The 25,764-nt window shown below is 58.7% G+C and carries 23 protein-coding genes, 1 tRNA gene and 2 pseudogenes; 11 read left to right on the forward strand and 15 right to left on the reverse strand.

The annotated features are described in order from the left end of the window. Positions 1–85 precede the first annotated feature (85 nt). From ACK59H_RS09360 to ACK59H_RS09390, 7 genes are all read right to left on the reverse strand, one after another. Positions 86–1,090 carry a glycosyl transferase family protein gene (locus ACK59H_RS09360; protein WP_409264411.1) on the reverse strand — a complete coding sequence of 335 codons (1,005 nt, stop codon included), beginning with the start codon at positions 1,088–1,090 and terminating at the stop codon, positions 86–88. Next, complete coding sequence (locus ACK59H_RS09365) at positions 1,087–1,422, reverse strand: TusE/DsrC/DsvC family sulfur relay protein (RefSeq protein WP_060477771.1); 336 nt, start codon at positions 1,420–1,422, stop codon at positions 1,087–1,089. The genes ACK59H_RS09360 and ACK59H_RS09365 overlap by 4 nt, the downstream gene beginning before the upstream one ends. Beyond that, entirely contained in the window at positions 1,419–1,715 is a 297-nt protein-coding gene (gene tusB, locus ACK59H_RS09370; RefSeq protein WP_409264412.1) for a sulfurtransferase complex subunit TusB, read from the reverse strand. The genes ACK59H_RS09365 and tusB overlap by 4 nt, the downstream gene beginning before the upstream one ends. After that, positions 1,715–2,074, reverse strand: a complete 360-nt coding sequence (tusC, locus tag ACK59H_RS09375; protein WP_060477769.1) for a sulfurtransferase complex subunit TusC — start codon at positions 2,072–2,074, stop codon at positions 1,715–1,717. The genes tusB and tusC overlap by 1 nt, the downstream gene beginning before the upstream one ends. A gap of 1 nt (position 2,075) precedes the next feature. Beyond that, on the reverse strand, positions 2,076–2,468 hold the full coding sequence (gene tusD / locus ACK59H_RS09380) for a sulfurtransferase complex subunit TusD (RefSeq protein ID WP_409264413.1): 393 nt from the start codon (positions 2,466–2,468) through the stop codon (positions 2,076–2,078). Positions 2,469–2,555: 87 nt separating this feature from the next. After that, positions 2,556–3,935, reverse strand: a complete 1,380-nt coding sequence (locus ACK59H_RS09385) for a nucleobase:cation symporter-2 family protein (RefSeq protein ID WP_409264414.1) — start codon at positions 3,933–3,935, stop codon at positions 2,556–2,558. 193 nt (positions 3,936–4,128) lie between these two features. Further along, on the reverse strand, positions 4,129–4,800 hold the full coding sequence (locus ACK59H_RS09390) for a Bax inhibitor-1/YccA family protein (protein ID WP_027919754.1): 672 nt from the start codon (positions 4,798–4,800) through the stop codon (positions 4,129–4,131). A 133-nt stretch (positions 4,801–4,933) separates the two neighbouring features. Here ACK59H_RS09390 and ACK59H_RS09395 point away from each other — a divergent pair. Beyond that, positions 4,934–5,021 (forward strand) — tRNA-Ser (locus ACK59H_RS09395). 367 nt (positions 5,022–5,388) lie between these two features. Here ACK59H_RS09395 and lysC read toward each other — a convergent pair. The 3 genes and pseudogenes from lysC to ACK59H_RS09410 all read right to left on the reverse strand — a co-directional run bounded on the left by lysC (position 5,389) and on the right by ACK59H_RS09410 (position 6,774). Further along, positions 5,389–5,652 carry an Rz1-like lysis system protein LysC gene (gene lysC, locus ACK59H_RS09400; protein ID WP_230849803.1) on the reverse strand — a complete coding sequence of 88 codons (264 nt, stop codon included), beginning with the start codon at positions 5,650–5,652 and terminating at the stop codon, positions 5,389–5,391. Further along, positions 5,573–5,941: pseudogene (locus ACK59H_RS09405) on the reverse strand (LysB family phage lysis regulatory protein); the annotation flags it as partial. The gene lysC and the pseudogene ACK59H_RS09405, both read right to left, overlap by 80 nt. Next, entirely contained in the window at positions 5,941–6,774 is an 834-nt protein-coding gene (locus ACK59H_RS09410) for an N-acetylmuramidase domain-containing protein (RefSeq protein WP_060480465.1), read from the reverse strand. The gene ACK59H_RS09410 and the pseudogene ACK59H_RS09405, both read right to left, overlap by 1 nt. Before the next feature lie 517 nt (positions 6,775–7,291). Here ACK59H_RS09410 and ACK59H_RS09415 point away from each other — a divergent pair. The 4 genes from ACK59H_RS09415 (at position 7,292) to ACK59H_RS09430 (ending at position 11,080) form a co-directional block, all read left to right on the forward strand. Then, a complete protein-coding gene (locus ACK59H_RS09415; RefSeq protein WP_196375163.1) occupies positions 7,292–7,453 on the forward strand; it encodes a hypothetical protein in 162 nt (53 codons plus the stop codon). Positions 7,454–7,554: 101 nt separating this feature from the next. Further along, positions 7,555–8,889, forward strand: coding sequence for a cation:proton antiporter (locus ACK59H_RS09420; protein ID WP_409264415.1), 1,335 nt, complete (start codon positions 7,555–7,557; stop codon positions 8,887–8,889). Between the two features lie 180 nt (positions 8,890–9,069). Beyond that, positions 9,070–10,611: a PAS domain-containing protein gene (locus tag ACK59H_RS09425; RefSeq protein WP_060480463.1), complete on the forward strand. Its 1,542-nt coding sequence runs from the start codon at positions 9,070–9,072 to the stop codon at positions 10,609–10,611. Between the two features lie 148 nt (positions 10,612–10,759). After that, entirely contained in the window at positions 10,760–11,080 is a 321-nt protein-coding gene (locus tag ACK59H_RS09430; RefSeq protein WP_060480462.1) for a hypothetical protein, read from the forward strand. Positions 11,081–11,314: 234 nt separating this feature from the next. Here ACK59H_RS09430 and ACK59H_RS09435 read toward each other — a convergent pair. After that, positions 11,315–11,612 (reverse strand): annotated as a pseudogene (locus ACK59H_RS09435) (short-chain dehydrogenase); the annotation flags it as partial. A 366-nt stretch (positions 11,613–11,978) separates the two neighbouring features. On the opposite strand from ACK59H_RS09435, the gene ACK59H_RS09440 reads away from it, so the two are divergent. The 6 genes from ACK59H_RS09440 (at position 11,979) to ACK59H_RS09465 (ending at position 17,906) form a co-directional block, all read left to right on the forward strand. Next, positions 11,979–12,560 (forward strand): fimbrial protein, encoded by a 582-nt coding sequence (locus tag ACK59H_RS09440; protein WP_060480460.1) that lies wholly within the window; start codon positions 11,979–11,981, stop codon positions 12,558–12,560. A gap of 61 nt (positions 12,561–12,621) precedes the next feature. Next, positions 12,622–13,323, forward strand: coding sequence for a molecular chaperone (locus tag ACK59H_RS09445; RefSeq protein WP_060480459.1), 702 nt, complete (start codon positions 12,622–12,624; stop codon positions 13,321–13,323). Positions 13,324–13,347: 24 nt separating this feature from the next. Beyond that, entirely contained in the window at positions 13,348–15,960 is a 2,613-nt protein-coding gene (locus tag ACK59H_RS09450) for a fimbria/pilus outer membrane usher protein (RefSeq protein ID WP_409264416.1), read from the forward strand. Then, the gene (locus ACK59H_RS09455; protein ID WP_409264417.1) at positions 15,957–16,886 is read left to right on the forward strand and encodes a fimbrial protein; all 930 of its coding nucleotides are present in this window, start codon (positions 15,957–15,959) and stop codon (positions 16,884–16,886) included. The genes ACK59H_RS09450 and ACK59H_RS09455 overlap by 4 nt, the downstream gene beginning before the upstream one ends. Before the next feature lie 17 nt (positions 16,887–16,903). After that, a complete protein-coding gene (locus ACK59H_RS09460; protein WP_060479039.1) occupies positions 16,904–17,383 on the forward strand; it encodes a fimbrial protein in 480 nt (159 codons plus the stop codon). A 16-nt stretch (positions 17,384–17,399) separates the two neighbouring features. Next, a complete protein-coding gene (locus ACK59H_RS09465) occupies positions 17,400–17,906 on the forward strand; it encodes a fimbrial protein (RefSeq protein ID WP_060479038.1) in 507 nt (168 codons plus the stop codon). A 48-nt stretch (positions 17,907–17,954) separates the two neighbouring features. Here ACK59H_RS09465 and ACK59H_RS09470 read toward each other — a convergent pair whose 3' ends face one another. The 4 genes from ACK59H_RS09470 to ACK59H_RS09485 all read right to left on the reverse strand — a co-directional run bounded on the left by ACK59H_RS09470 (position 17,955) and on the right by ACK59H_RS09485 (position 25,670). Next, positions 17,955–18,602 (reverse strand): response regulator, encoded by a 648-nt coding sequence (locus tag ACK59H_RS09470; RefSeq protein WP_060479037.1) that lies wholly within the window; start codon positions 18,600–18,602, stop codon positions 17,955–17,957. A 30-nt stretch (positions 18,603–18,632) separates the two neighbouring features. After that, positions 18,633–21,539, reverse strand: a complete 2,907-nt coding sequence (locus ACK59H_RS09475; protein WP_060479036.1) for a hybrid sensor histidine kinase/response regulator — start codon at positions 21,537–21,539, stop codon at positions 18,633–18,635. Between the two features lie 112 nt (positions 21,540–21,651). Continuing rightward, the gene (locus tag ACK59H_RS09480) at positions 21,652–22,851 is read right to left on the reverse strand and encodes an EAL domain-containing protein (protein ID WP_397468690.1); all 1,200 of its coding nucleotides are present in this window, start codon (positions 22,849–22,851) and stop codon (positions 21,652–21,654) included. Then, entirely contained in the window at positions 22,848–25,670 is a 2,823-nt protein-coding gene (locus ACK59H_RS09485; RefSeq protein ID WP_060479035.1) for an ATP-binding protein, read from the reverse strand. Before ACK59H_RS09485 ends, ACK59H_RS09480 begins: the two co-directional genes overlap by 4 nt. Between the last annotated feature and the right edge of the window lie 94 nt (positions 25,671–25,764).

Consider the following 25,764-nt stretch of genomic DNA (forward strand, 5'->3'; position numbering starts at 1 on the left):
CCTCGGAAACAGGACTGTTTGTCGTTGGAGCTCAGTCTAGGGAAAGTCGTTCGAACAACTAGCGCAAATACTGCCAGGTCAGTATCTAGTTTTTCGATTGGTTCCGTGCGGCCCAATAGCTGTGGGCGGTCGCGAAAGCCTGCTCGCGATTTTCCCCAAGGCCACGCAAGGCCAAGGCCATTGTCGCGACCACGGCCATTTCACCGTAGCTGTCCTGAGCTTCACCGCGCCAAACAGCGAGCAGGTGCTCAGGCTGCAGGCTTGGCGGTTTGACATGGCGGCGTTCACTCAGCGCTGGCCATTCCTCGTCCCAGGCCTGGCCGTCACGTGCACCGTAAAGATGGCTGATGACGTCAGGATTGACCTCGATTTCGCCGCCGTCGCCTTTGATCACTATGGCATGATCGCCAAGCAGACGGCTCGCCTCACGGTGCACTGCCTGATAACCGGGGTGGAAAATGCTCTGCAGGCCGCAGCGTGCGTTCAGCGGGTTCAGCACGCGGGCCAGGGAATGAATGGGCGAGCGCAGGCCCAGGGTGTTACGTAGATCGATCATCCGCTGCAACTGCGGCGCCCAGTCGTGCAAGGGCGCAAAGGCAAGGTGCTGCTGGTCCAAGGCTTGGTTTACGGCAGCCCAGTCGCGGCACAGTGGGATCTTGAGCAATGCCAGTAGCTGTTCGGTGTACATGCGCCCGGCAGTATGCGCACCGCCACCGTGCATTAAAATACGCACGCCATTGGTTGCCAGGCACTTGGCACTGAGCAGGTACCAAGGCAGGTGACGCTTTTTGCCCGCATAGGTCGGCCAGTCGATATCAACGGCAATGCGCGGCGCCTGCAATTGAGCACGCAGGGCCTCGGTGAAGCCGGCAAGCTCTTCGGCGCTTTCTTCCTTGTGGCGCAGCAGCATCAGAAAGGCACCTAGCTGCGTGTCTGCGACTTTTCCTTCGAGCAGCAATGTCATGGCGGCCCGAGCTTCTTCGCGAGTCAGCCCGCGGGCGCCACGTTTGCCTTTGCCGAGTATGCGCACGAATTCGGCGAAGGGGTGTTCACCCGGTGTTTCCAGAGTCAGAGGGCGCAGATCGGTCATATGCAATTGGTCGGCTTGGGCAGGCCCGCCAGCTTGGCAGCCAATTTGGCAGGGGTGCCGTTGAATAGGCGGTTAAGATGCGGGCTATTGCCCTTTTCAGCGCCCAGCTTGAGCGCGGCGTATTTGATCAATGGGCGAGTAGCCGGCGACAGTTGGTATTCGTCGTAGAACTGGCGTAGTAAATCCAGTATCTCCCAATGGTCGGCGGTCAGGGCAATGCCCTCGCGCTCGGCCAGAACCTCGGCCACAGGGCGCGACCAGTCTTGCAGGTCGACCAAAAAGCCTTCCTTGTCCAAGGCGATATTGCGTTCGCCAACGTTCAGGGTGCTCATAGCCAACTATTGACCTTGTAAAATTGCAGCGACAGTTCAACGAGGGCTGGGTAATCCACCGCCTGGGCCAAGGTGCTGCTGACGCCACGGGCTTGCATGTCCTCTTCGAGGGCAAACAGTCGGTCTGGCAGGTTAGCAGCCTGCAACTGGCGGTAAGCGTCGCTGCCCTCGCGCAGGCCATAGACCGCATCGCCGCACAGGAGCACGCCGTCATCAGCGCCCAACAAGCGCAAGCAGCTGTTCAGGCGCTCGTCGCCGAAAGGGGAATGCGATAGAACATGCAGGGTTGCCATCAAAGCGTCACCACCTGGTCAAAACGGGCAATCAAGGCTTTTAACTCGTCATCGTCCAATGCCTGTACCGACAGCTCCAAGCTATCTGCGCTCAGGCCGCGGCGGGCGAGGCTGTGCTGGCAGGCATACAATTGCTCGACGCCAAACATCGGCAGTGCCTGAAGGTTGGCGGCGAGGTTTTTCTGTTGAACGGCCGCAGGCTGCTGGGCGGGCATCAGCTGCAATACTCCGTCATCGAGAAACACCATGGCCAACGGCAAGTCGAATGCCCCGCCAGCCAGGGCAATGTCCAGCGCTTCGCGCGCGGATGGGCCGCTCCAAGGTGCCTGCCGGCTGATGATCAACATGGACTTGGCCATTTCAGTCACCTCCGAAGCAGACCAGACGGTCGGCGTTTTGCGCGGCTTCATGCAGTTGGCCAAGGCCCGATAGCTCCCACGGCTGGTGCAGGTTTACTGCCGGGCGCTGGTAGCGGCTGGCCTCGGCTTTGTCGAGCACGCCACGGCGCAGGGCGGCAGCGATGCACACTACCGCGTCAAGTCGGTTGTTTTCGACGAAGGTACGCCACTGGCCGGCGATATCCTGCTCATCCTGAGGCACGACCACGTTGGACGAAGCGCTGTGTACGCCGTCCTGATAAAAGAACAGCCGGGCAATTTCATGCCCGCCAGCCAGCACCGCCTCGGCAAAACGCAGGGCGCGGCGCGAGGAGGGCGCATGGGCAGGGGAAAAAACCGCGATAGCGAATTTCATGGGCAACTCATGCTGAATAATGCCGCCATGATAAAGCAAAAAGCCCGCGCAAGTGGGCGCAGGCTTTGTCGATTGGGCGGGCGTGGATCAGGCGTTATCGTTGCTCTGCGGCAGGAACCAGTTCAGCAACAGGGCGCAGATACCCCCGGTCGCAACGCCTGACTCCATCACATTGCGCACAGCTGCCGGCATGTGCGCCAGAAACTCCGGCACCTGCGCCACCCCAAGGCCCAGGGCTAGCGACACCGCAATGATCAGCAAGGCTCGGCGGTCCAGGCGGGTGCTGGCCAGGATGTTGATACCCGATGCGGCAACTGCCCCGAACATAACCATGGCGGCGCCGCCAAGCACCGGCTCCGGCACCGCCTGAATCACACCTGCCACGCTTGGGAACAGGCCCAGCACTACTAGCATTACGGCAATCCAGATTCCAATGTGGCGGCTGGCGATTCCGGTCAGCTGAATTACGCCGTTATTTTGAGCGAAGATCGAACTGGGGAAGGTGTTGAACAGGCCGGCCAGTAGTGAGTTGGCGCCGTTGACCAGCACGCCGCCCTTGATGCGGGACATCCATAATGGGCCTTCGACGGGCTGGCGGGAAACCTTGCTGGTGGCGGTGACATCGCCGATCGCTTCCAGTGAAGTGACCAAGTAGATCACCAGCATGGGAATGAACAGCGCCCAGGAAAAACTCAGGCCAAAGTGCAGTGGCGTCGGCACCTGGAACAGCGCTGCTTCGTGCATGCCGGTGAAGTCGAGGCGACCAAGGTAGCCGGCCAGGGCATAGCCGACCGCCAGCGCTATGACGATGGCGCAACTGCGCATCCACACCACCGGGATACGGTTGAGGATCACGATCACCGCCAGCACGGCGCCCGACAACAGCAGGTTTTCACCGTTGGCGAAAGTACCGTTGGCCATTGCGCCAAACCCGCCGCCCATGCTGATCAGGCCTACCTTGATCAACGTCAGGCCAATCATGAGCACAACGATACCGGTTACCAAAGGCGTGATCAGCCGTTTAACGAACGGTAGGATGCGTGACACGCCCATTTCGACGAATGAGCCAGCAATCACCACGCCAAAAATAGCCGCCATCACGCCTTCCACTGGTGTGCCCTGCTTGACCATCAGCGCGCCACCGGCTATCAGCGGCCCGACAAAATTGAAGCTGGTGCCCTGAACGATCAGCAGCCCCGCACCGAACGGGCCAAAGCGCTTGCACTGGATGAACGTGGCGATCCCGGAAATTACCAGCGACATGGAGACAATAAGGTTGGTATCACGCGCCGATACGCCCAATGCCTGACAGATCAGCAAGCCTGGGGTGACGATGGGTACGATGATCGCCAGCAGGTGCTGCAGGGCGGCCAACAGGCCGATCAACAGCCGTGGCTTGTCCTCCAGGCCCAGTACCAGTTCATTGGCAGGCGCTGCCGCGCCTGGGCCGTGTTCGTGTGAGCTCATCGCTGAAGCCGCCCCGGAAGAAAAAGGAGCGCATTCTACGGCGAGGTGCGCGATTGCGGTAGGGGCATCCACGATGGCGACAGGATCAGCGATAATCTGACTTTTTAGTCAGCAATTCAGTAGGTAGCCAGCCTGACTTTCGCACTCGAAAAAGAAAAGCCCGCCGAAGCGGGCTTTTCTTAGGCAGCGTCAATCAGTCGTCACGACCCATGATGCCGAACAATTGCAGCAGGCTGATGAACAGGTTGTAGATCGAAACATACAGGCTGATGGTCGCCATGATGTAGTTACGCTCACCACCGTGGATGATCGCGCTGGTCTGGAACAGAATGCAGACCGACGAGAACAGCACGAAGCCAGCGCTGATCGCCAATTGCAGGCCGCTGATCTGGAAGAAGAAGCTGGCGACGACAGCGCCGAGCAGCACGAAGAAGCCTGCGGTGATGAAACCGCTGAGGAAGCTCATGTCTTTGCGGGTGATCAGGACGTAAGCCGACAAACCACCGAACACCAGCGCAGTCATGGCGAATGCCGAGCTGACCACTTCGGCGCCGCCGGCCATACCCAGGTAACGGTTGAGGATTGGGCCGAGAATGAAGCCCATGAAACCGGTGAGGGCGAAGGTAGATACCAGGCCCCATACCGAATCACGCAGTTTGGCGGTAAGGAAGAACAGACCGTAGAAGCCAATCAGCACGACGAACACGTTCGGGTAGCCGACGCGCATCTGCTGGGCCACGAAGGCCATGACACCGCTGAAAGCGAGGGTGAGTGCCAGTAGGCTGTACGTGTTGCGCAGGACCTTGCTGACCTCCTGCTGCTCGGCTTGCTGGCCGTGGTGTACGGCGTAATCCTGTTCGCGCATGGCGACACTCCTTATGGAATCCGTGGTTATGGACGTTACAGATGCGAGCAGTCTAACAGACGCTCCGCAACCCGCGACACAGAGAGTTTGACAGCGTGTTTCATTACGGTATTATGGCGCCCGCAAACAAGTTGGAAGCGTGGCCGAGTGGTTTAAGGCAACGGTCTTGAAAACCGTCGATGGGCAACTATCCTAGAGTTCGAATCTCTACGCTTCCGCCATACAAGTGCCCGACTTGATTGATGTTGACCGCCGCTAACCCCTCAAGTGGGAGCGTTTTGGGAATACTCTAATCACATCAGGCAGAAGGAAGGGGCCCTTTGTGGCCCCTTTTTTTGTGCGTTCAGGGTCAGCGTCTGCGCCTGGTTCGCCCACCCCATCATTCGAGCATCCTCGCTAACCCACTAAGCATGTTGCGTGAGGATCGCCGCCGTCGACGTTTGCCACATCTGCGCCGCGATCCGCTCCGACGCGGCATCTAGCTGGCGAACGCCTATTTTCTTCACCTTTGTGAGCGACCAACCACGCCGCAGCCGGTCGGGATTTATCTTGAGCCCGGGCACTTGCGTCATCAGTCCCTCGCGCAAGCTATCGGGGTTGGTGGTTCACCTGATATTGGTACACGCTGTCCACCTGAGCTGCGCACTCGGCCCAAGCTAGTTCCGTGCGTTGCTGGTCACTGAGCAAGTGGCCGTTCTTGCCCGGCGTGGTCGCCGGCAGTTGGCACGGCACTACCACTGGACAACCACTGACGATAAGCGTCGGCCCCGGTGATAGCGGGGCGCTCGCGCAGCCGGCGAGCAGCATCAGGTAAAGGCTGATCAGCCCAGTTTCGCAGTGTTTCGTTGTCATGCTTGAGGCTCTCTATCAGGCGCTCGCGCTCGGCCAGGCCGGTGCGCAGGGTACTCTGGAGTTTGCGCAGCTGCGCCTGCACTTGGCGTTCGTGCTCCAGGGTAGATTGCAGCGCTGTGGCGGTGGCGCGGTTGCGGCGGGCTTCGGTCTCGGCGGTTGCTAGCTGCTGCGTCAGACCCTCGGCGTTTTTCTGCTCGACCAACAGTTGAGTCCGTTGCCACCACCCCCACGCGCCAACCGTGGTGGCTGCGGCCAACGCCGCTCCTAGCAAGCTGTTGCGCAGGTCCATTACGCGGCTACCAGAGCAAGGTTCTGGTGGCGCTCGAAGGCACGCTCAAGCTTCACGTCGTACAGATTACGCTGGTAGTCGGGCCCGTTGTACAGCCTGGCGACCGTCGCCCACTGCTGTGCCTTCAAGGCCTTGAGCAGGTCGGCGTCGGCCTCGATGTAGCGGACGAAGGCCTCAAGGTGGTCCGCTTCGCTGCGGTTCATCGCCGCCACGAAGTCGTGGATGCTCAAGTAATTCAGGCGCTGCCAGTGATACCCCATGACTTGAAACGCGCCCCAGCTCGCAGACTCCAGCGCCGCCAGTTCATCCAGCCGACAAGCCTGGGCCAGACGCTGATGCTCGGCGGTTCCGCCGATGTAACCGCCGGCCTTCGGGTTGACCAGAGTGGGCGCCTGCTTGGCAAGCAACAAAGTGCGCCGTATCAGCTGCTGCTGGTCGTCGGCAGGCGTGCGCGGCAGTTGCAAGCGCTCGTACATGACGTGCCGCTCGAACAGGATGACTGGCTTGCCGTTGCTCAGGAACCCAAACCCTTTGGATTCGACCTCATTGAGCGCGTACACCGCCGCCACAGCCACCCCCAGGCGCAGTGATGCCTGCAGCAGGTCTGCGTGCTTGAGGAGTTTCCCGGTGTCCAGCCCCTGCAGGCCAGCCAAGGTTTTCGGCCCGGCGATACCATCGCCGACCAGACCAGCCTTGACCTGGTAGGCCCTCACCGCGGCTTCGGTGGCATCGCCGAAGAAGCCGTCTGCGATCAGCTGGGCGCCTCTGTCGTTGAGCTTGCGCTGCAGGTGCCGAACCGCCTGGGAGCGGTCGCCGTATCGAAAAGTCGTCATGCAGTTTCCTTTTCTCGTGTGATGAAATTCTTCGCGGTTGCACGGATGAACGTGGCGCTCAGCAAGCCAACGGCGCCCTAATGGCGCCGAAGCGTCGGTGGACAGTGTCGTTGTGCTGGGGGCGGTTGGGTTCGGCCACTACAGATCGGCGCAGTTGTCGGTATTTCTGGCCATTCTGGGATTCCTCGTTGCGGTGGCCGTGTGCCTGGCGATGAGGACATGGTCTGCATCGCGCGCGGTCACGGCAATGCGCTGTACTTGTAGGTGCAATGGCTACAGAGCAGACAGATAAGGATTACGCGCGCAGTCGCCAATGCCCATATTGGCGTTGTGAACATCGACCCTTCGTGAATGGGCTAGTGAGCAGAGGGCTATCACATACACGGCTTACTTGATGAGTAGTGGGTGTAACAGAGGGCTTCACCTTCGTGGCCGCCTATCTCCACGGATGCAATTGCCCTGAACTTTGGCCGCTGCCTGACTGCCTTTACTCATAGACAACGTTGAGGAGAACCCTATGAACAAGGGTAGCGATACGCAAAAAGAAACTTCGCAAACCAACACCCAAGGTGAGCAGGAGCGCGACAACGATGCTCACCGCCCTGATGGGTCCACCGGCACTGCTCATGATTCCACGGCGCAGAAAACGGCTCGAAACAGCGATAGGCTCAAACGCTAAGCGTGTTGGGTTAATAACTGAGCCCGGCAGGTTTCGCCGCGCAAGATGTGCGGCTTGCGCTTGGAAAATGATTGCATGAATCTCTGAAGGCCTCTGCTCAGATGACGTTCATTGTCTGGTTCGCCATGCTGGGCGCAGTATTACTGCTGCTGGCGCTCTCTTCATCGTATTTGCGCTGGGTCCCTGTAACATCATCACTGGTGTGTCTGGGGCTCGGCATGTTTTTGGGCACCTCCGGGCTGGGCCTGCTTCAGCTTGACTTGAGCGAATCCAGTGGCTGGATGGAGCATCTCACCGAAGTTGCAGTGCTGTTTTCTCTGTTCTTCAACGGCTTGAAGCTGCGCCTGCCGTTGCGCGACCGCAGATGGTGGAGCGCGTTTTATTTGGCAGGGCCGGTGATGCTCAGTTGTATCGCGGGTGTGACGCTGTTGCTGCATTACGGCTTTGAACTGGGCTGGGGTGGATCGCTTCTGATTGGAGCGATTCTCTCACCCACCGACCCGGTGCTTGCCACCTTGGTGCAGGTCGCCGATGCCCAGGATGGTGATCCGGTGCGTTTCAGCCTCTCTGGTGAGGCTGGGCTCAACGATGGTGTGGCCTTTCCCTTCGTGATGCTTGGCTTGTTCCTGCAACAGCAATCCGGTCAGCCGTGGTTCAGTGAGTGGTTGGTCAAGGACATGCTCTGGGCCGTGCCTGCTGGGTTGTTGCTCGGCTACTTCATGGGGCGTGGGCTGGGCAAGCTTACCCTCTACTTACGTTTGCGCAACGATGACTGCACCGTATCGCCCAATGATTATCTGGCGCTAGCATTGATCGCGCTGGCTTACGTGAGCGCCGAGATTATTCAGGCTTATGGTTTTCTTGCGGTGTTCGCGGCAGGGCTGGGTTTACGCCAGGCCGAAGTTCAGACTTCCAGTAACCCAGAGGACCCAGCGGCCGAGCATCTTGTACAGCCTGTGGTAGGGCATCAGCATGCGGCGCCGGAGCGTGCTGTGAAAGGGGATGTGCAAGCGCTCGCTGACTCGCAGGTGGCGGCAGGGATCATGTTGGGTGACATGTTGGCGTTCGGGAGCTTGATCGAGCGAGCAATGGAGGTGTTTCTTGTCACGATGCTTGGCGTGGTGCTCATCGAACATTGGGACTGGCGAGCAGTGCCGGTCGCCGCTGCGTTGTTTGTGGTGATCCGGCCAGTGAGCGTCTTGCTGTTCCCGCGGCCAGGTGTGCTGACGCTTCGACAACGAGGACTTTTGGGTTGGTTCGGTATTCGCGGCATCGGGAGCTTCTACTACCTGTTCTACGCCCTGAATCATGGGCTGTTGCCAGCGCTGGCTGAGCAAAGTATCAACTTGGTTCTCTGCGTGGTGGCGTTGAGTATTCTGGTGCATGGTTTGAGCGTACAGCCGCTGCTGGCGTGGTACGAAGCCCGCAAGCGATAGAAATCCAAGGCACAAGCGGTCCTGCGGGTATGAGTGCGAACGCTTTGGTCCGTTGATCCAAGGCCTTATCCAGTGCAATGCGCCTTGACGGATTACCGGCTATCTTAGGGAGTGGCAAGCGAGCCGCCTTCACGTTGGGAACGGTTTTACGCGTTCTCCGTTGATTCAGTAGGAAATACTATGCAGCAACCCGTGGACGAAACCATCCGAGCGGCCTTGCAGAAGACTCACGCGCGCTTGCACCGTCAACACGAGCTGGTGGTCGAGTTCGGCGTCATGTCTCTGAAAGTTGCAGACTTGGACCAATTGTTGACCCATGCTTGTGAAGTGGTGGCTGAAGGCATGAGCACTCGCTTCTCCAAGGTGCTGCAACCGGCGGATGAGGACGGCTTTGTTCTGACTCACGGTGTTGGCTGGGATGCTGATGACATCGGGCAAGCGACCGTGGGTGCGGACGCGGCAAGCCCTGCCGGCTATGCGTTGGCGACTTATCGGCCAGTGCTCTCGAATCATTTGGGGATGGAAAGTCGCTTTCGTACGCCCGATTTGTTGAAGAAGTATGGGATTGAACGGGCTATAAACGTGCCGATCCGAGGTGTGCTGAGCCCGTTCGGCGTACTCGAAGCAGACAGTAGCAACGGGGATGACTTCGTCGAAAGCGACCTGGTATTCCTTGAAGGCATCTCCAACGTAATCTCTATGGCTGTCGAACGCATATCGGCAGGCATAGATGTGCCAGTTCCCGATCCTCACTCCGAAACTATTTTGAATGCGAGCCCAGATTGGGTGGAGATCCTCACCGCGAACGGCGAGATCGAGTTCATGAACGAAGCCGGGCTGAAGTTCATGAATACTGACCTGGCCAGCGTCAAAGGCCAGCCTTGGTATGACCTATGGCCCGAGGCTTCGCGATCGATTGCGGGGGAGGCGGTAGCCAAAGTCTGCGCCGGGGAAACCGTGCGCTTTGAAGCGAGTTGCCCCATCGCTCCCGATGAACCGAAGTTTTGGGATGTCACCGTTGCGCCGATCCTCGGTCCAGACGGCAAGGTCGAGCGTGTCATCGCCGTATCACGGGATATCACTGAGCGGCATCTCTACGAAGCACAACTGCTTTCGCTCATTGAGGCTCAGAATAACAGGCAAAGTCGCAGCGACCTGGTTTTGGAAGAAATACACCATCGTGTCAAAAACAGCCTTCACCTGGTCAATACCTTGCTTTTATTGCAAGCCAACCTGACGCCGGATACGGCGGTGAAGTTGCAGCTCGAAACCGCCGCAGGGCGCGTGGTTACCATCGCCAGCGTTCACGAGCGCCTGTACCAGGCCGCTGAAGATCAAGATGTGCGCGCCCCTCAGTACCTTGGCGCTTTGTTGGGTGATCTGGGCAAGGCGTTGGCCGACCGACACATTTCTCTGGAAGCGGACGATTTTGTCTTGCCGCCCGAAAGAATGGCCCCATTGGGATTGGTGATCTCCGAGTTGATTACCAATGCGCTCAAATATGGCAAGGGTTCGATCGAGGTCATCGTCAAGCATATGGGTGGCGATGCATTACTCACCGTACGCGATGAGGGGGACGGCTTTCCTGATCATTACCCCAAGCCCACGGGAACCGGACTTGGTATGCGCCTGGTCAAGAGCTATTCAGGGTATGGCGGTGCGGCGGTGGCAGTTGATCGCCAGGATGACAAAAGCTGTGTTCATGTGCGTTTCAAGCTTTAGTTGGCTGCGGCGCACCCTTTGATCGCCAACTTGGCCACCGCTTCGCTTTCTAAAGAGCACTTGAAATCGCGACTCTACAACCTCTCATGGACATAGGCGACTTGCGTTTTTTCGGTTTGAATCTCCTTAAGCCTTACAAGGTGAATCTGTGTACCCCAAGACCCCCGATGGGCGCTACTTCGTGGTAAAAGGGCGGCTCTGGCGCTGCACCAATCCCAGCCTGAGTGAGACAGAGCGGCAACGGCTCGTACATGACTTAATGGATGCTCGCCGTGATGTCAAAAATGCCAAGCGCGCAGGTGACGAAGGCATGCTGGCGTCTGCACGGTCGCGAGTGAACGCCGCCAAAGTCGGCCTGGGCGAGAGGGGGGCGGTTTGGTGGGGCGACGGCAGCCCGGATTACAATCGCAAGCTGGCTGAATCTACCCCATATGCAGACTGGTACCAGTCGTTGAACCATGCCCAGTAGGGGCAGACCAGCCCTTGAACACCGGTTATGGACCGAGCCTCGGGCGCGGGAGCCGTCCATAACCGTGTGCCGAGTGTCAGTGTTTTCCGTGGCCGGCGCGGGCAATAACCAATCCTGCCAAGAACCCAAGCGCTGCCGCACCGAGTATCACCCTCTTGGCGCCCATAGGTGCCCTGACACACTTCGGTTTATCGACCGCCGCGTGCTTGGAATCAGAGGCAATTGGCTTGTCGAGTGGCATTATCAGCTCGTCGGGCTCGACCAATGAGAGTCCAAGCGCGGTACCATCGACCAGCGTCAATGTCAGCCCTTCGACTGTCCCTGCCTCCCTGTTTGGGAACACCGGTTCACCTTCGGCATCCAGGCTGTCGTAGATGAAGCGCGTACCCTCCAGCCATCCAACGGCGGTGAGAAGCTCGGGGCCTAGATAATACTTTCCATCTTGGAAAAAGCCTGGAAACTGATGGGCGCGCTCAACGTTATCGACGCGGTAACGTTCACCCGGTTTCATACCTGTAGCTGGATCGATCATGTTCTCACCCCCTGTGATTCGAGCCTTGGCTTGTCAGTCGTTGCTGCGCTCGGTATGCAGAGGAAGCCACGAGCAGCAGCAAAGTTCAGCCCAATAAGTCGGGCGGTCATCATCCCCACCTCCGGGCCCCCAGCAACACGGGCTCAGGCACGCAGAACAATATAATTCGCAGCGCTTGGGCCAGCTATGAAGCCGATTCGCTTTGTGCAAAAAGCCCCCATGCAACTCGCCTGCCTCGCAGCCCAGATCTCAGCTTTGAGACTCGTCTTATGTCAGCGCCGCGCCTCGAAAGCGATAGTAGCGCCACCCTGCTAATCAACGCGGATGTCAGCAGGGGCTCTATCACTCCATTAAGCGAGGCCTCTCATGTTTGTACGTTCGATCAAATACCCCGCAATATCCTGCGCTGCTCTTTTGGCATCTTTCATGATGACTGCTGTGCATGCAGCAGATGGCCAGATTGAATTCACCGGTGTAGTCAATGACAACGCCTGCACCATCAACAGCCAAAGCGTTACCCAGGCTGTCGATATGGGCCAAGTGCGTATTGCAGACTTCCCTAACACTGTCGGCGCACTGTCCACTGTAGAAGCCACGCCGTTCAGCATTTCGCTGGAGAACTGCAGCGGGCCGACCATGAGGAACGCCACCGTGAAGTTCAGCGGCCAGCCTGCCGCAACGGATGCGACTGTGCTTGGCATGGTCGGCAGCAATCAAGTATCGGGTCTGGGTATCCAGATCGCCGATGCTCGCACCGGTGCGAAACTGCCGCTTAACACTGAAAGCACTGCTTACACCCTGCGCCCCTCCAATAACACGTTCGATTTCACCGCGTCGTATGTTCGCCTGGTTGCAGATACTGTGAACACCGATGGCGATGTGACCGCTCGTGGCATCGGTACTGGCCGTGTCAATGCCGTGGCGACTTTCGATATCACCTATCGATAAGTCTTGGTTGGTACCAGGGCCTCGCACTGGCGAGCGCTCTGGTACGAAGGAGCGCAAGCACATGAAACGCAAGTTGTTGACGCTGGCCTCGGTGGTCTTCTGCCTGTCCAGCACGCTGGCACACGCCGGTGTAAACGTAGGCGCCACCCGCGTCATTTATCAAGGCAAAGACAAGGAAGCCAATCTTTCGGTCACCAATACAGTGGATGACCGTATCCCTTATCTCATCCAGTCATGGGTCAGTGAGTATGGCACGGACGAAGCGACCGAGAAGTTTATCGTAACGCCACCGTTATTCCGCCTGGATCCGGGCAGCCAGAACATGCTGAGAATCATGGCTGTACAGACCAAGCAATTACCGACCGACAGGGAAAGTTTATTCGCGGTCAACGTCAAAGCGATCCCGGCCAAGAGTAATGATCCGGGCAGGGAAAATGTTCTACAGATCGCTATCAAGACCAGTATCAAGATGTTTTATCGCCCGGAGGGTTTACCTGGCAACTTGATCGATGCCGCCAAAGGCATGGTCTGGTATTCGCACAATGGCCAACTTTTATTCGAGAACCCGTCGCGCTACCACCTCGTCGTCAGCAAGTTGGTGATCAACGGTCAAGAACAAAAAGGGCTGCCGGATGTAATTGCGCCCGGTCAGCGCGGCACTGCAACTATCAAAGCGAAACCAGGCGACAGCTTGACCATGAGTTACATCAATGAATACGGCAGTGCAGTCGAGGCTTCGGCCGTAACACTGGCTTCGCAGTAAAAAGCCCATTCCAAGGAGTCCGACATGCGAAAAGGGCGCACGAACAATTGGCTGCGCCGTATTCCTATTGTGCGCATGTCTGCTTTCACTTTCACCTTCTATACCTGCAGCGTGCAGGCTGAGTTCAGTTTCGACCCAAGCTTCCTGGAAATTGGTGGCGGCCGCGGCGGCGATGCGGTAGCGGCTCAAGTCAGTGCGCTCAGTGAAGGGCAGCTACCTGGGGTGTACAAGATTGGGCTTGCCGTCAATGGCAAGGCAATTGATGAGCGTGAGGTTCGATTCATTCGGGAGCCTTCCGATCAGCCGAAAACCATGACTGGGCTGTTTCCGTGTTTTTCCGTCGAGTCGCTCAAGGAGCTGGGCGTCGATGCCGAGCGGCTGGCCAAGGCCTCGCTGTACGAGGCGCAATGCGTGGCCTTCAGCGGTTCTTTGGCAGGTGTGACGTATGACTATGTCTTCGGCAAACAACAACTCGATATCCAGGTCCCTCAAGCTTTCATCGGCGAGGTGCCACTGGAGGTCCGTCGCCGACACTGGTCTGACGGCGAGCGTGTGGCGTTCGCCAACTATTCCTTGAGCGCAAGTCATCAGGACACCACCAGAAGCCGACAAGAGTCGCAATTTGGCAGCGTTCAAAGCGGTATCAATGCCGGCGCCTGGCGTTTCAGAAACTTTTCGACCTATCAGAAAAACGGCGCCACCAGCGGTGAATGGAAATCGGTCGACACCTACGTCCAGCGTGCGCTCGGCGATACCATGGCCATTGCGTCCGTGGGTGATGGCAGTACCAGCAGCGACTTGTTCGACACCATCTCTTACCGCGGCGTCAGTGTGGCCACGGATTTGGACATGCTGCCTGACAGCGCCAGGAACTTCGCGCCGGTCATCCGTGGGATTGCCAACGGCCGCTCTCTGGTCACCTTGCGTCAGCGTGGCTATGTCATCAGCGAACAATGGGTGCCGTCTGGCCCATTCGCCCTGCGCAACTTGTATTCCACACCCAGCAACGGTGATATCGAAGTCACCGTCGAAGGGCCCAATGGTGATCGCCAGGTTTATACGCAGTCGTTCTCTTCCGTACCCTACATGCTGCGTGAAGGGCAGCACAGCTACGAGCTGACCCTCGGTCAATACCGCTCTGCCAGCACCTCGACGGACCTGCCCAAACCCATGTTCGCCCAGGCCAGCTACCGCAGAGGTGTTGCCAGTGGCACCACACTGCTGGCCGGCAGCATCGTCAGTGCCGACTACCACTCGGCACTGTTTGGCGTGGCGCAGGATATCGAAGGCTTCGGGGCCGTGTCGGTGGATGTCACCCACGCGGTCACCCAAGGGCTCAAGGACAAGCCTGCAACGGGGCAGTCCTATCGTTTTCGCTACTCTAAATCCATAGAGACGACCGACACCAACTTCAGCCTGCTGGGCTACCGCTACTCAACGGCGGGCTACTACAGCTTCAACGAGGCAGTGAACCTGCGGGCCACTGCTGCCGGCATTCGCTATGACGATGATCTGCTGGGCAGCGCGCTAGTGGCCTCGGATTACTTTGCCGGCCATATGAAAAGTGCGTTCACCGCCAACGTATCCCAGCAGTTCAGCACTTACGGCAGCCTGTTTGCCAACGTCAGCAAGACCCGTTACTGGAACCAGGCAAAAAGTTCGACATCCGTGCAACTGGGTTACAACTTCAGCGTGGGCAGCGCTTCCTACACATTAGGGCTGGCGCAGACCAGCGGAGCAGGGCAGTCGGTGAAAAGTATCTCACTGGGTGTCAGCCTGCCTTTGGGGGGCGTGAGTTCATCGCGGCGGGTTAGCGCGGGCGCAAGCCATGACTCGCTGGGCAATGCCAGCAATAACATCAATATGTCGGATTCGGTGCTGGAAGATAATGCGTTGACTTACAACGTGGGGTTGAACCAGCGCAAACAACAAGGTGATCAGCTGACCGGAGCCTCGCTGGCTGCGCGCTACAGTGCGGCCAACGCGGTGTGGCACGGTTCCTATACCTCCGATCAGAACGTCACACAACTCGATTACGGCGTCGAGGGGGGGCTGGTTGCAACTAGCGACAGCTTCATGTTTACCCAGCCGTTGGGTGAAACCAACATCATCGTCTCGACACCCGGCGCCGAAGGGGTGGGTATACGCGCCCGAAGAGGCGTGCGCACCAATAGTTCGGGCTATACGGTGTTGCCATCGGCCCAGCCTTACCGGACTAACAAAGTGTCGCTCAATACCGACACGCTGTCGGACACGACCGACATCAGTAATTTGGTCCAGGACGTTGTGCCGACTCGCGGTGCCTTCGTAATTGCCAACTTCGAGACGCGTAATGGCCGGCGCTTGTTGATCAAGTTGGCAACGCCCGAGGGCGCGTTGGCACCATTTGCCTCGCAAGCGAACCTCTATGACCAGGACGGCACACTTATCAGTTCGGCGATGGTTGCGGATAACGGACGAGTGTTCATGACGGGCGTGCCCGAGCACTCGACGCTCACCGTGGATGTCGATGGAAAAACCTGGTGTCGGGCAACGGTCGATCTGAATGATTTCGCACTTAAGGGCGAGGGTGTTGGGCAAATAACTATGCGCTGCCCTGGCGCCTCTGAAACGGCAGCGAGAGGAAACGAATCATGAGTTACCGTGGCATCAAAATGATCTTGCCGGATACCCGCCACACACTGGGCATGCTAGTGCTGGCCTGCTTAGCGGTTTTGTTCTCTGCCCCCGCTCAGGCATTCATCGAAAATAACGTGCAATGCACCCGCCCCGCTGGTGCGCCTGGCGTTCAGGACTTAGGCGCCGTTAGCCCGGGACAGGATATTTCATTTGTCATTCTGCTGGACTGTAAGGTCCTCAGGCGATATCCGATAGGCCTGAACCTCAGCTACACCTCAGGCTATACCCAAAATCCAGTGGGACCGAAGTTCGAGGTGGGTTCTAACGGTAGACGCGTGAGCGAGGGGGGAATGGGGAGTACTGCAGGCGTCTGTTTGCCTGCCACCTGCACCGCTCTGCCAGTAGGCTACCGTTTCCAGACCGTGGTCGTGTTTAAGGGTGTGGCAGGAACAAAGCCTGGAAAATATGTATTCCTATATGGATTATTCGCTACGTCCTTGGGTTGGGAAAATTATTCGGACGCTGTTACCGCAGGCGTAATGTTCTACACGGTCGAGAATCCCGCCTGTAGCCTGGTTTCATCCGATGCTGCAAATCTTCAATTTGGCACGCTGTCCAGCGCCGATTTTTCTGCAGCAAGTCAAACGGCTTATATCGATCTTTCCTGTAAGTCTGCCACCCAGGCTACGGTGAAGCTCACGCCGACGCAGAGCGTTGTCGACAGTGCAGCGGGTATTTCAGCAACTACCCTGGCCGGATTGTCCATGGTTAGCAATTGGGCAGATACCGGCGCCGCGGTGAATTTCAGTACTACCCGATCCCTGAACTTCAACGCTGGCAGCAACACGCTAGGCGTGCGCTTTCAACCAAGATTGAATAGCCCAAGCGTACAGCCAGTTGGCAGTTTTTCCAGCCAGTACACATTGACCATCACCTACCTCTGATGCCGAGGGATACAACCATGAAATATGCACTCCTGTTCGCTGCAAGTTCCTGGCTGGTCTGTGCGAGCGCGCAAGCCGCAAGCGACACCGTTACCATCAATGTCAGCGGCACCTTGACCCGGCCGCCTTGTACAGTAACCAGCGCGAAAACGCTCACCGCAAACTTCGGCAGTATCGAATACGACAAAGTGGCGGCAGCACCGTCCATCGATCTGCCGCTGACACTCAGCTGCCCACCCAATTCTTCTTTCACCATCGCGGTGACCGCCTCGGGGGCGCTGACCGACACCATTGCCTCGGCGGGCCGCACGAACCTGGGCTATCAATTGACGCGCAAGGATAACAATGCCGCCGTCAATATTCGCGGAACTGCTCGTACCGTGAGCAATGTTCAGGGCAGTGTCGACCTTGGGATGTCAGCAAAACTGGTTGCCCAAGGCACCCTCAGCGAGGGCACATTCTCAGCCTCGGCCGTGGTGAACATCACCTACCTGTAATTCGATGAGGCCTGCAATGAAACCACTGGTCAAGGCAGCAATTGCCGCGCTTTTTTGTCTGCCTGCCATGGGCCATGCGCTCGATGCCAGCGAAGTGCGTGTATCGGGCACGTTGGTTCGCCCCTTGTGCACGACTCTGTTTCCGGTCAATCAGACGGTTACCCTGCCGGCGGTCAGCCTCAACACATTGATGGCCGGCACTTCACAATGGGCTGAGGTGCCTCTGGAGTTTCGCTGCGCCGAAAATACCCAGGTGAAGTTACGATTCGTGGCCGCCGCCGCAGCGTACGATGGCGTGACCTTGCGCACGACCGTTGACGGCTTGGGCCTGCGCCTGCGCCTGCGTGATGACAGTCAAGGGGCTACAGCCCTGGACATGCGTTTGAATGAAACGCTGGGCATCGCAGTGTCTGGCACTGGCTTGCGCCTGAACTTGGGCGCCCGCTCGGTAATGGTTGGGGATCAGCCACCGGCGGTGGGTAACTATCAGTCCCAAGTGTTGATGGTCATCGATTATCTCTGACCTTCGTGCACCCCACCGCCCAGGGTGCCGATGATCGCGCTGCTACCTTCAAGTAAACTGCCGCGCCTCGATGCAGTAGGTGAGCAGTGCCTGGTCTGTATCCACGTCCAGTTTGCGCATTGCCGAAACCTTCTGTGCGCTTACCGTCTTGTTGCTGCGACACAGCTGCCGTGCAATGTCACTGACGGTCATGCCTGTTACGAACAGCCGTAGCACCTCCATCTCCCGCGGCGATAGGCTTTGAAAACGCTCCTCGACCTGGCCTTGCTCGCCCGTCACCCACCGGGGCTCGCTTGCAGGGCCTACATAGCGGCGCTGTTTGCTCAGCGCGGTCAACGCTTTCTCGATTTCTTGATGCAGTTGGTTCTTCTGGATAACGCCGGCCACCCCCAGTTCCTGCAACCGGGTGAGGATCAGGCTGTTGGAGACCATGGTCAGGACCAGGATCTGGGTCTGTGGGAAGTTACGCAGCACGTACTCGATCAACTTCAGCCCATCACCATAGGTGGCATCGCCGGGCATGTTGAAGTCGGTGATCAGCAGGTTGGGCTGATGTTTGCGTAATTGTTCGATCAGCTCGCTGGAGCTGACCGCTTCACCCACGATGCTATAGCGCCCATCGCGCTGGACGACTTCGCGCACGCCGAGCAAGACAATGGGATGGTCATCAGCGATGACGACATTCAGATCGGGCATGTACGAATACTCTTGGGGTTGTAGGTGGCATCAGCCTTGCTCGCTCAGGCATTTCGACACTGCCGTTAGCCGAGCACACAGGGCTCTGACCTGCTGTACCAGCGGTTCAGACAAGGGGCCTGCGTGCAGTGCTTCCTCCAGTTGCTGGCTAAGCAGGTACAGCCTTTGGGCGTGCACGCTGGCCAGTGCGCCACTGAGGCTATGCAGGCGCTGGCGTACAGCAGTGGCGTCCAGCTCCAGCAAGCCTTGCTCGATTTGACCGATATCCGCCATCAATGTCTTGGCCATCAGTTCACGCATGGCAGCAGACAGCTCGATCCAGCCTTCTTGATCCTGTACCGCGTCAGGTTGCGCGGTTGCGTGCATTGGCAGCAACCCGGTGGCTTTGCGGCAATGGGACATTAGGGCCTGACGTAACATGCCGAGGCTCAGCGGTTTGACTACCCAGGCGCTCATACCCATCGCCAGGCAGCGCTGACCCTCTTCGCGCAGGGCGTTGGCGGTGACGCCGATGATTGGCACATCCACACCCTGGGAGCGCAGCGCTTGGGCCAGCTCATAGCCGTTGAGCTTCGGCATGTTGATATCGGTGATGACCAGGTCGAACGGCTGGGTGTGCCAAAGCTTCAAAGCGTGCTGCCCGTCATTGGCGACGGTGGGGTGTGCGCCCAGGGCTTCGAGTTGCTCACGTAGCACCGCCTGGCTCACCGGGTTGTCTTCAGCCACCAGCACGCGCACGTTGAGGCAGGGCGCATCCAGGCACGAGGGTACCAGGGCGGTCGCAGGCGCAGGTGGCGGGGTATCCACCACGGGCAGCGAAATCAACAGTGAGAAACTACTGCCCAGCCCTGGCTCGCTGACCACACGCATACTGCCGCCCATCAGTTCGCTCAGCTTCTTGCAGATCGAAAGCCCAAGCCCTGCGCCATTGCCGTCCTGGCCTGCTGCAACTTGGTAAAAGGGTTTGAACAGCTGCTCCATGGCTTTTTCAGCAATCCCGACGCCCGTGTCCGTTACCTGCCATTGCAGCAAGACAGTGTCGGCGGTGCGCTCTTGAACGGTGAGGCGCAGGCGCACGCGCCCCGAATCGGTGAATTTGATGGCGTTGCCCAACAGGTTGTGCAGAATCTGCCGAAGCCGACCGGCATCACCTTTGATTTGGCACGGGACTTGCGGGTCCACCTCAGCTTCGATATCCAGCCCCTTGTTGCGCGCCGTTGCAGAGAATGCGACCACTGCGTCCTCGACCAGTTGGCTCGGGTCCAAGGGTGCTTCTTCGAGTGGCATCTGCCCCGACTCGATCTTCGACACATCCAGCACGTTGCTGATCAGCTGAAACAGCACGGTGGATGAACCCTGGATGACCTCCAGGTAGTGGCGCTGGCGCTCGGTCATCTCGGTCAGTGACAGCAGCTCCAGGTTGCCCAACACCCCGTAAAGGGGTGTACGAATTTCATGGCTCATGGTCGCCAGGAACACCGTCTTGGCTTCATTGGCAGCCGTGGCACGGCGGTGCGCCTGGTTGAGCATCAAGGTTTCGTCGACGTGGCGGGTGATGTCGTTACAGCCACAGAGAAACACGTCCTGCCCCTCGTAACGCGCAGCCACTACCACCACTTGCACGTAGCGGCCGTCGACCAACAGGCAGGTTTCGCCCGGCGCCTGGTCGCCATCATGGCTCTCCAGTAGCTGGATCACAGCCGGCGTCGCACCTAGTTGCACGGCACGCTCATTGTCCAGCAGCAGCTTGCGGTCGCTGCGGCGCAGCACGCACAAACCCACCGGTGCGTTGTGCAGCATCAGGCGGTTGAACGCTTCGTTCTCGAACAGGCGCACCTGGGCCCGCTGGGCCGGTAAAACGATCCGGGATTTGTACCAGCGGTTAATCCACAAGCCGACGATGATCGCTGCGATGAAGGTCAACAGCAGGCCCATGAGCGGCCATTTGGCATAGCGCAGAAAGTCCTGGTACGAAACGGCATACAGGCCGGTCCAGCGCTCCCCGATCGGGGAAACCATTTTGAAGTGCAGCCCCTGGCGGTTGAAGCTGAGCCCTACCGGTACAGCCTCATCGGTACCCAGTGCGCCCAGCACCACGTCGCCCTGGGGTGAAATCAAGGTGAACTGGTTGTAGGCCGACAGTTGCAGCAACCGCTCGAATTCGTCGACTTGCGCTGTGTCCACGGCCGCGGCGAGGATGAGCAGGCCCGTTGCCTGCGCGGGGGGCAGCAGGGCGTTGGAAGCATCCAGGCCTATCATCGCGACGATACTGCGGTGGTCCTTGTACAGCTTCAGAGGGGCGCGCATCCAGTGCACTTGCTGATCGGCAAGTAACGTTTGCGAAGGCCTGAGTTGCTGCAAACGGTTGATGATGTCGGCATATTTGTCGTGCAGCAGGGGCAGACGTTGCCGCGCAACCTCTGCGCCAGGGATCGCCAGGCTGGCTTTGCCACCGGGGTCAAGAACGAACAGTTGAGGCGATGCATAGAAGGAGCTTGACCAGAAGCCGCCGTAGTAGTCGGTCATTTGTACGCCCAGCGCCAGAGCACGGGCCTGGTCTTCCTTGCTGAAGTCCTTGGTGTGTGCCAGGGAAAACGGCAGCGAGTGTTCAAAGCCTTTGGCCTTGAGCAACACTTGGTCGCCAAGGGGGCTGGTCTGGACTATGGAAACTGATTGCACTGCTTGTAATGCAGGCCTGCTACTTTGTCGGTAACCTGCAGCCACGTTGCGCAGAAAAGTTTCGTGCTCGTGAATGATCTCAACGACCCGCGCGAAGTGAAAGTCCACACGCTGCTGCTCCGCTTCCAGTAGCCGAGACACAGCCCAGTAGCAGGTGCTGGAAAGCAGCAGCGCCAAGCCAGCCAGCAGCAGCAAGGCTTTGTTCAGGCGCTGAGAACTCAGCGCCAGCTTATCGAGTTGCAAGCTTGCGTGTTTCATGAATGGGCTCGGCGTTGACGGGTTGAGGGCTAGCAGGTCCTACTGCAATTAGCATCGAACGCCATCGAAAATGGCTTCACATCCATGAGCTGAAACGTTTGACCTCACTCGATCAAGAAAGTGCTGGCCGGGGGCCATCTTCCTTGAGTAGCGCTGCCAATTCAACCCTGTCAATTGCAGGGGAAATAATGAACCCCTGCACCTGGTCGCACTGTGCACGGCGCAGCACGTCAAGCTCGGCGCGGGTTTCCGCGCCCTCGGCGACTGTCACCAAGCCGAGTTTTCGCCCCAATTCAGTGATGCTGCGCAGCGCTGATGCCAAGCCATCGTTTTCGCCGCAGCCCAGCACCAGCGAGCGGTCGATCTTCAGCTCGGTAAACGGCGTGGATACCAAATTAAAGTACGAGCTGTAGCCTTTGCCAAAATCATCCTGAGCCAATCCGAACCCCATCAGCCGCAAGCGGCAGGCTCCAGCGTAATAGTTGCTGGACAACTGCGTGGTAGAGCTTTCGGTGAGTTCGAAGGTGATCTGTCGGGGGTCTGCCTGATTGACGCGGACTTGGGCGAGCAGCCGGTCGACCAGGTCATATTGATCCAGCAGATGCGTCGGCAGGTTGATCGAAATCGGTAATGTCAGGCCCATCTGCGCCCACTGCGCCTGGGCAGAAAGCGTCTGGCCCAGAATGCTGGTGAGCAACTCGATATCCAGCTGCGCGTTTTCGATTTCCTCAATGAACGCGCCTGGCATCAGTAGCCCCTCGGCGGGATGGAGCCAGCGAGCCAGGGCTTCGGCACCGACGATTCTGCCATCGCGCAGTGACATTTTTGGTTGGAACCAGGCCTGTATCTCACCGCTCTGCAAGGCCTTGGCCAGCGTATCACCCGAGCGGCAGCCACGCGGTCTGCTGCTGAAGGCACGAGCCTGCTCGTTGAGCTCGTCCAGGCGTGTGCGCAAGCCAATGATCTCGGCCTCGCGCACTGGCTTGGATATCAGCCCGGCAACTTGCAGTCCCAGGTTCTTGGCTACCTGGCCGCAACCTACCAGCATGCGTCGAGAGGCTGCGGTCATCAGTGCCAGAGCAGGGGGGCGATGAAGTTGCGCCAGCTGTTGGACCAGCTGTACGCCGTCCATCTGCGGCATCATCAGGTCGGTCAGCAAAAGGTCATAGCGGTTGCGCGAAAGGCGCTGCAGGGCGGTCGCACCGTCCCATGCCAACTCGACTTCGAACCCTCCCGCCGCTTGGAAAGCGGTTGTCAGATATTGGTGCTGGAAGGGATGGTCCTCGACTATTAATACACGATAGACGTTCAAGACGCGCTTCTCTGATAGGGCTGCAGGCATTGGTACAGCGCATGCAGCGTGAAAGGTTTGACGAGAAAATGGTCCATGCCTGCCCCAAGGCAACGCTCTGCCTCATCGAGCATGGCATTGGCGGTGGCGCCGATGATCGGCACGCTGCAGCCGAGCGCGCGAAGCTCCTGAGTGAGCTGATAGCCATTCATGCGTGGCATGTTCACGTCGGTCAGGACGATGTCGAAGTCTGCGTCCTGCCAAAGCGCAAGCGCTTCGAGCCCGTCGCTTGCCAGGGCCACCGTGCAGCCCAGCTCTTCTAGTTGGTCGCGCAGGATCAACTGGTTGACCATGTTGTCTTCTGCCACCAGCAGGTGCAGGTTCAGCTGGGTTTCCTGAGGCTCGCGCAGCGGCGCAGGTTCGCCGTGCTGGGCCATACCGAGTGCTTGGCTGACCGCACGGTTCAATGCGTGCAGGTTGTTCAAGCCGGCTGACCAGGTGCGTGCGTCCACCTGCAAGATGCCGTGCACGTCCTGAGCGACCACAATTCGCGGGCCGCTCCAGTCTTGCCTGAGCGCAGTGCTGGCCAAGCCTGGGCACAGCTCAACCAACACTGCGGTTGGGTCGAGCTTGTTTGAGTCCTGGCCTACCAACTGCGCCCGTGCGCCCCAGCGGCGTAGCCACCCCGCCGTGTGTTCGGCTAGCTCCTGAACCTGAGACTGCACATAAATCCGCTCGCTGACCAGCGCTGTGGCCCATTGCTGATGTGCATCAGGCGTGACCTGCTCCAATGGCAGCGTGAACGAGAAACTGCTGCCCAGCCCAGGTTCACTGAACACTCTGAGCGTGCCATTCATCAGATGCACCAGGCGTTTGCAGATGGACAGCCCAAGGCCCGTGCCGGCGACCACATTGGCGGTAGGGCTGCTCTGGAAGAATGGCTCGAACAACTGCCGCTGATCCTGCGTGGGGATACCTTTACCGGTATCGACCACCTGCCATTGCAGCATGGCCCGTTCGCCCTCGCGGGACGACAGTTGCAGGCGTACGACAATGCGCCCGGTTTCGGTGAACTTGACGGCATTGCTCAGCAGGTTACCGAGGATCTGGCGGATGCGAATAACGTCCCCTCTGACCTGGTCTGGCAATGACGGGTCGATGCAGGCAAACAGTTGCAAGCCTTTGCTTTGCGCCGCGCCGGTATAGCTTTGGATCAAGTCCTGGGTCAGCACCAGGGGTGAAAAGGCGCTCAACTCAAGGGCCAGTTGCCCAGCTTCGATCTTGGAAACATCCAATACGTCGCAGATCAGCTGCAACAGCGTCGCCGACGAGCCCTCGATCGCCGTGAGGTAACCACGCTGCTGGGTGTCCAATTGGGTGCGAGACAGCAGTTCCAGAGTGGCTAGCACGCCATACAGCGGTGTGCGAATTTCATGACTCATGGTCGCCAGGAACAGTGTCTTGGCTTCATTGGCGGCGTCGGCAAGCATGCGCGCCTGTTGCAGGGCAAGTTCTGCGGCCTTGTGTTCGGTAATATCGCTGAACGCGCATATCAGCACGTCCTCACGTTGGTAGCGGGTTGGCGCATAGCTCAAGTACAGGTGACGCCCATCGGCCGTTTGCAGTTCATCGATGCTGCTACGCGGCGCTTCACCATCGAAAGCGTTCTCGATCCACTGGCGGCATAGCCGTCTGCGTTCACCATCCATGCCCAGCCATTGCTCAGAAAGAGGGTTTTCCAGTACCACCGCGCCGTCGCTGCGGCGAAGCACGCACAGTGCGACGGGAGCGATACGGATAACCGTGCTACAAAAGGCTTCGCTTTCGATCAATGCGTCGATCCGCGCGGCGGCTGGTACGATAAGGCGCTGATCGATGCGCCTGACCAGCCACACCATGAATACGGTCGCCATCAAACAGATCAACAGCGCAATCACCAGCGGCAGTACCATGGCCGGTAGCAAGGATTTCAGTTGAACGCTGTAGACGATCTGCCAACCCGAATAGTCCAGGTGTTTACGGATGGTCAGGCGTTCCGGTAACCAGTCGCCGCCCTCCCAGCCGAAGCCTGCAAGGGTGGCGGCGTCAACCTCAGAGTCATCCCCCCCTGATGGCAGCGCAGCGTTGCCCACGATCAGCCGGCCGCTGGCGTCGAGCAGCTTGAAATCACCTGCCTGGTCATGTTGTAGCGCCTGAATCAAATTGGGGCCGTCAACCTCCAGGCCCAACCATCCTGACGCCAGGTTGCGCTCGTCCATGCGTATGAAGATGTACAGCGAAGCGTTCGGCTGGGCGGGGTCGGTGAGCCACAGTTCTTCCTGTGAGGAGGGGCTGTCGTTGGCCGAACGCACTTGCTTGAGCACCTGCGTTGGGAGCGCTTGGGCAGCTTCGCCTGCGGTGAATAGCCTTTGTACCTGTTCTTGAGAAGATTGCGGCACGTAGAGCAGGTTGACATGGTTGACCCGCAGGTAGTCCAACATGCGCCGGGTCAGCCAGAGGCTCCAGATTTCATGCTCCACACCCAGAATGATATGGATCTCTTCTTCAGGCACATTGTTGGCCTGGGCGGCGGCCAGAGTAGGCTGACGAACGGTCGACAAGCCAAGGCCTTTGAGGAGTGTCTGGCGGCTGACGAAGAACCCCTGGGCCTCGAATACCGCCTCGTTCATGTAACTGCGCCGCGAGGAGATTTCCTGGTTCAGCGTCACCCGCAGGTAGCTGTAGGCACCGATGTACACACTTGCCACCAGGCTGAAGGCAAACAGGTGCAGCAGCTTGCGGGCCGCCTTGGGCGTGGCCAGCGTCGAGCGAGCGGTTGGGATCAGATGGTCAAGTTTCATCGGCGCCAGCCTAGCCAGTGCCAACTGCGTCCAGAATAGGACGGATCTCAATCTGCGAGGGCCGGCCTGCAGCGGTGCCGATTAATGAGCGCCC

The organism is Pseudomonas sp. KCJK9000, assembly GCF_046230725.1.
Lineage (GTDB): Bacteria > Pseudomonadota > Gammaproteobacteria > Pseudomonadales > Pseudomonadaceae > Aquipseudomonas > Aquipseudomonas promysalinigenes.

Bases quoted from the DNA above. Each gene is read 5' to 3' on its own strand.
- ACK59H_RS09360 (WP_409264411.1), bottom strand. From the start codon at position 1,090: ATGACCGATCTGCGCCCTCTGACTCTGGAAACACCGGGTGAACACCCC.
- ACK59H_RS09365 (WP_060477771.1), bottom strand. From the start codon at position 1,422: ATGAGCACCCTGAACGTTGGCGAACGCAATATCGCCTTGGACAAGGAA.
- tusB (WP_409264412.1), bottom strand. From the start codon at position 1,715: ATGGCAACCCTGCATGTTCTATCGCATTCCCCTTTCGGCGACGAGCGC.
- tusC (WP_060477769.1), bottom strand. From the start codon at position 2,074: ATGGCCAAGTCCATGTTGATCATCAGCCGGCAGGCACCTTGGAGCGGC.
- tusD (WP_409264413.1), bottom strand. From the start codon at position 2,468: ATGAAATTCGCTATCGCGGTTTTTTCCCCTGCCCATGCGCCCTCCTCG.
- ACK59H_RS09385 (WP_409264414.1), bottom strand. From the start codon at position 3,935: ATGAGCTCACACGAACACGGCCCAGGCGCGGCAGCGCCTGCCAATGAA.
- ACK59H_RS09390 (WP_027919754.1), bottom strand. From the start codon at position 4,800: ATGCGCGAACAGGATTACGCCGTACACCACGGCCAGCAAGCCGAGCAG.
- lysC (WP_230849803.1), bottom strand. From the start codon at position 5,652: ATGACAACGAAACACTGCGAAACTGGGCTGATCAGCCTTTACCTGATG.
- ACK59H_RS09410 (WP_060480465.1), bottom strand. From the start codon at position 6,774: ATGACGACTTTTCGATACGGCGACCGCTCCCAGGCGGTTCGGCACCTG.
- ACK59H_RS09415 (WP_196375163.1), top strand. From the start codon at position 7,292: ATGAACAAGGGTAGCGATACGCAAAAAGAAACTTCGCAAACCAACACC.
- ACK59H_RS09420 (WP_409264415.1), top strand. From the start codon at position 7,555: ATGACGTTCATTGTCTGGTTCGCCATGCTGGGCGCAGTATTACTGCTG.
- ACK59H_RS09425 (WP_060480463.1), top strand. From the start codon at position 9,070: ATGCAGCAACCCGTGGACGAAACCATCCGAGCGGCCTTGCAGAAGACT.
- ACK59H_RS09440 (WP_060480460.1), top strand. From the start codon at position 11,979: ATGTTTGTACGTTCGATCAAATACCCCGCAATATCCTGCGCTGCTCTT.
- ACK59H_RS09445 (WP_060480459.1), top strand. From the start codon at position 12,622: ATGAAACGCAAGTTGTTGACGCTGGCCTCGGTGGTCTTCTGCCTGTCC.
- ACK59H_RS09450 (WP_409264416.1), top strand. From the start codon at position 13,348: ATGCGAAAAGGGCGCACGAACAATTGGCTGCGCCGTATTCCTATTGTG.
- ACK59H_RS09455 (WP_409264417.1), top strand. From the start codon at position 15,957: ATGAGTTACCGTGGCATCAAAATGATCTTGCCGGATACCCGCCACACA.
- ACK59H_RS09460 (WP_060479039.1), top strand. From the start codon at position 16,904: ATGAAATATGCACTCCTGTTCGCTGCAAGTTCCTGGCTGGTCTGTGCG.
- ACK59H_RS09465 (WP_060479038.1), top strand. From the start codon at position 17,400: ATGAAACCACTGGTCAAGGCAGCAATTGCCGCGCTTTTTTGTCTGCCT.
- ACK59H_RS09470 (WP_060479037.1), bottom strand. From the start codon at position 18,602: ATGCCCGATCTGAATGTCGTCATCGCTGATGACCATCCCATTGTCTTG.
- ACK59H_RS09475 (WP_060479036.1), bottom strand. From the start codon at position 21,539: ATGAAACACGCAAGCTTGCAACTCGATAAGCTGGCGCTGAGTTCTCAG.
- ACK59H_RS09485 (WP_060479035.1), bottom strand. From the start codon at position 25,670: ATGAAACTTGACCATCTGATCCCAACCGCTCGCTCGACGCTGGCCACG.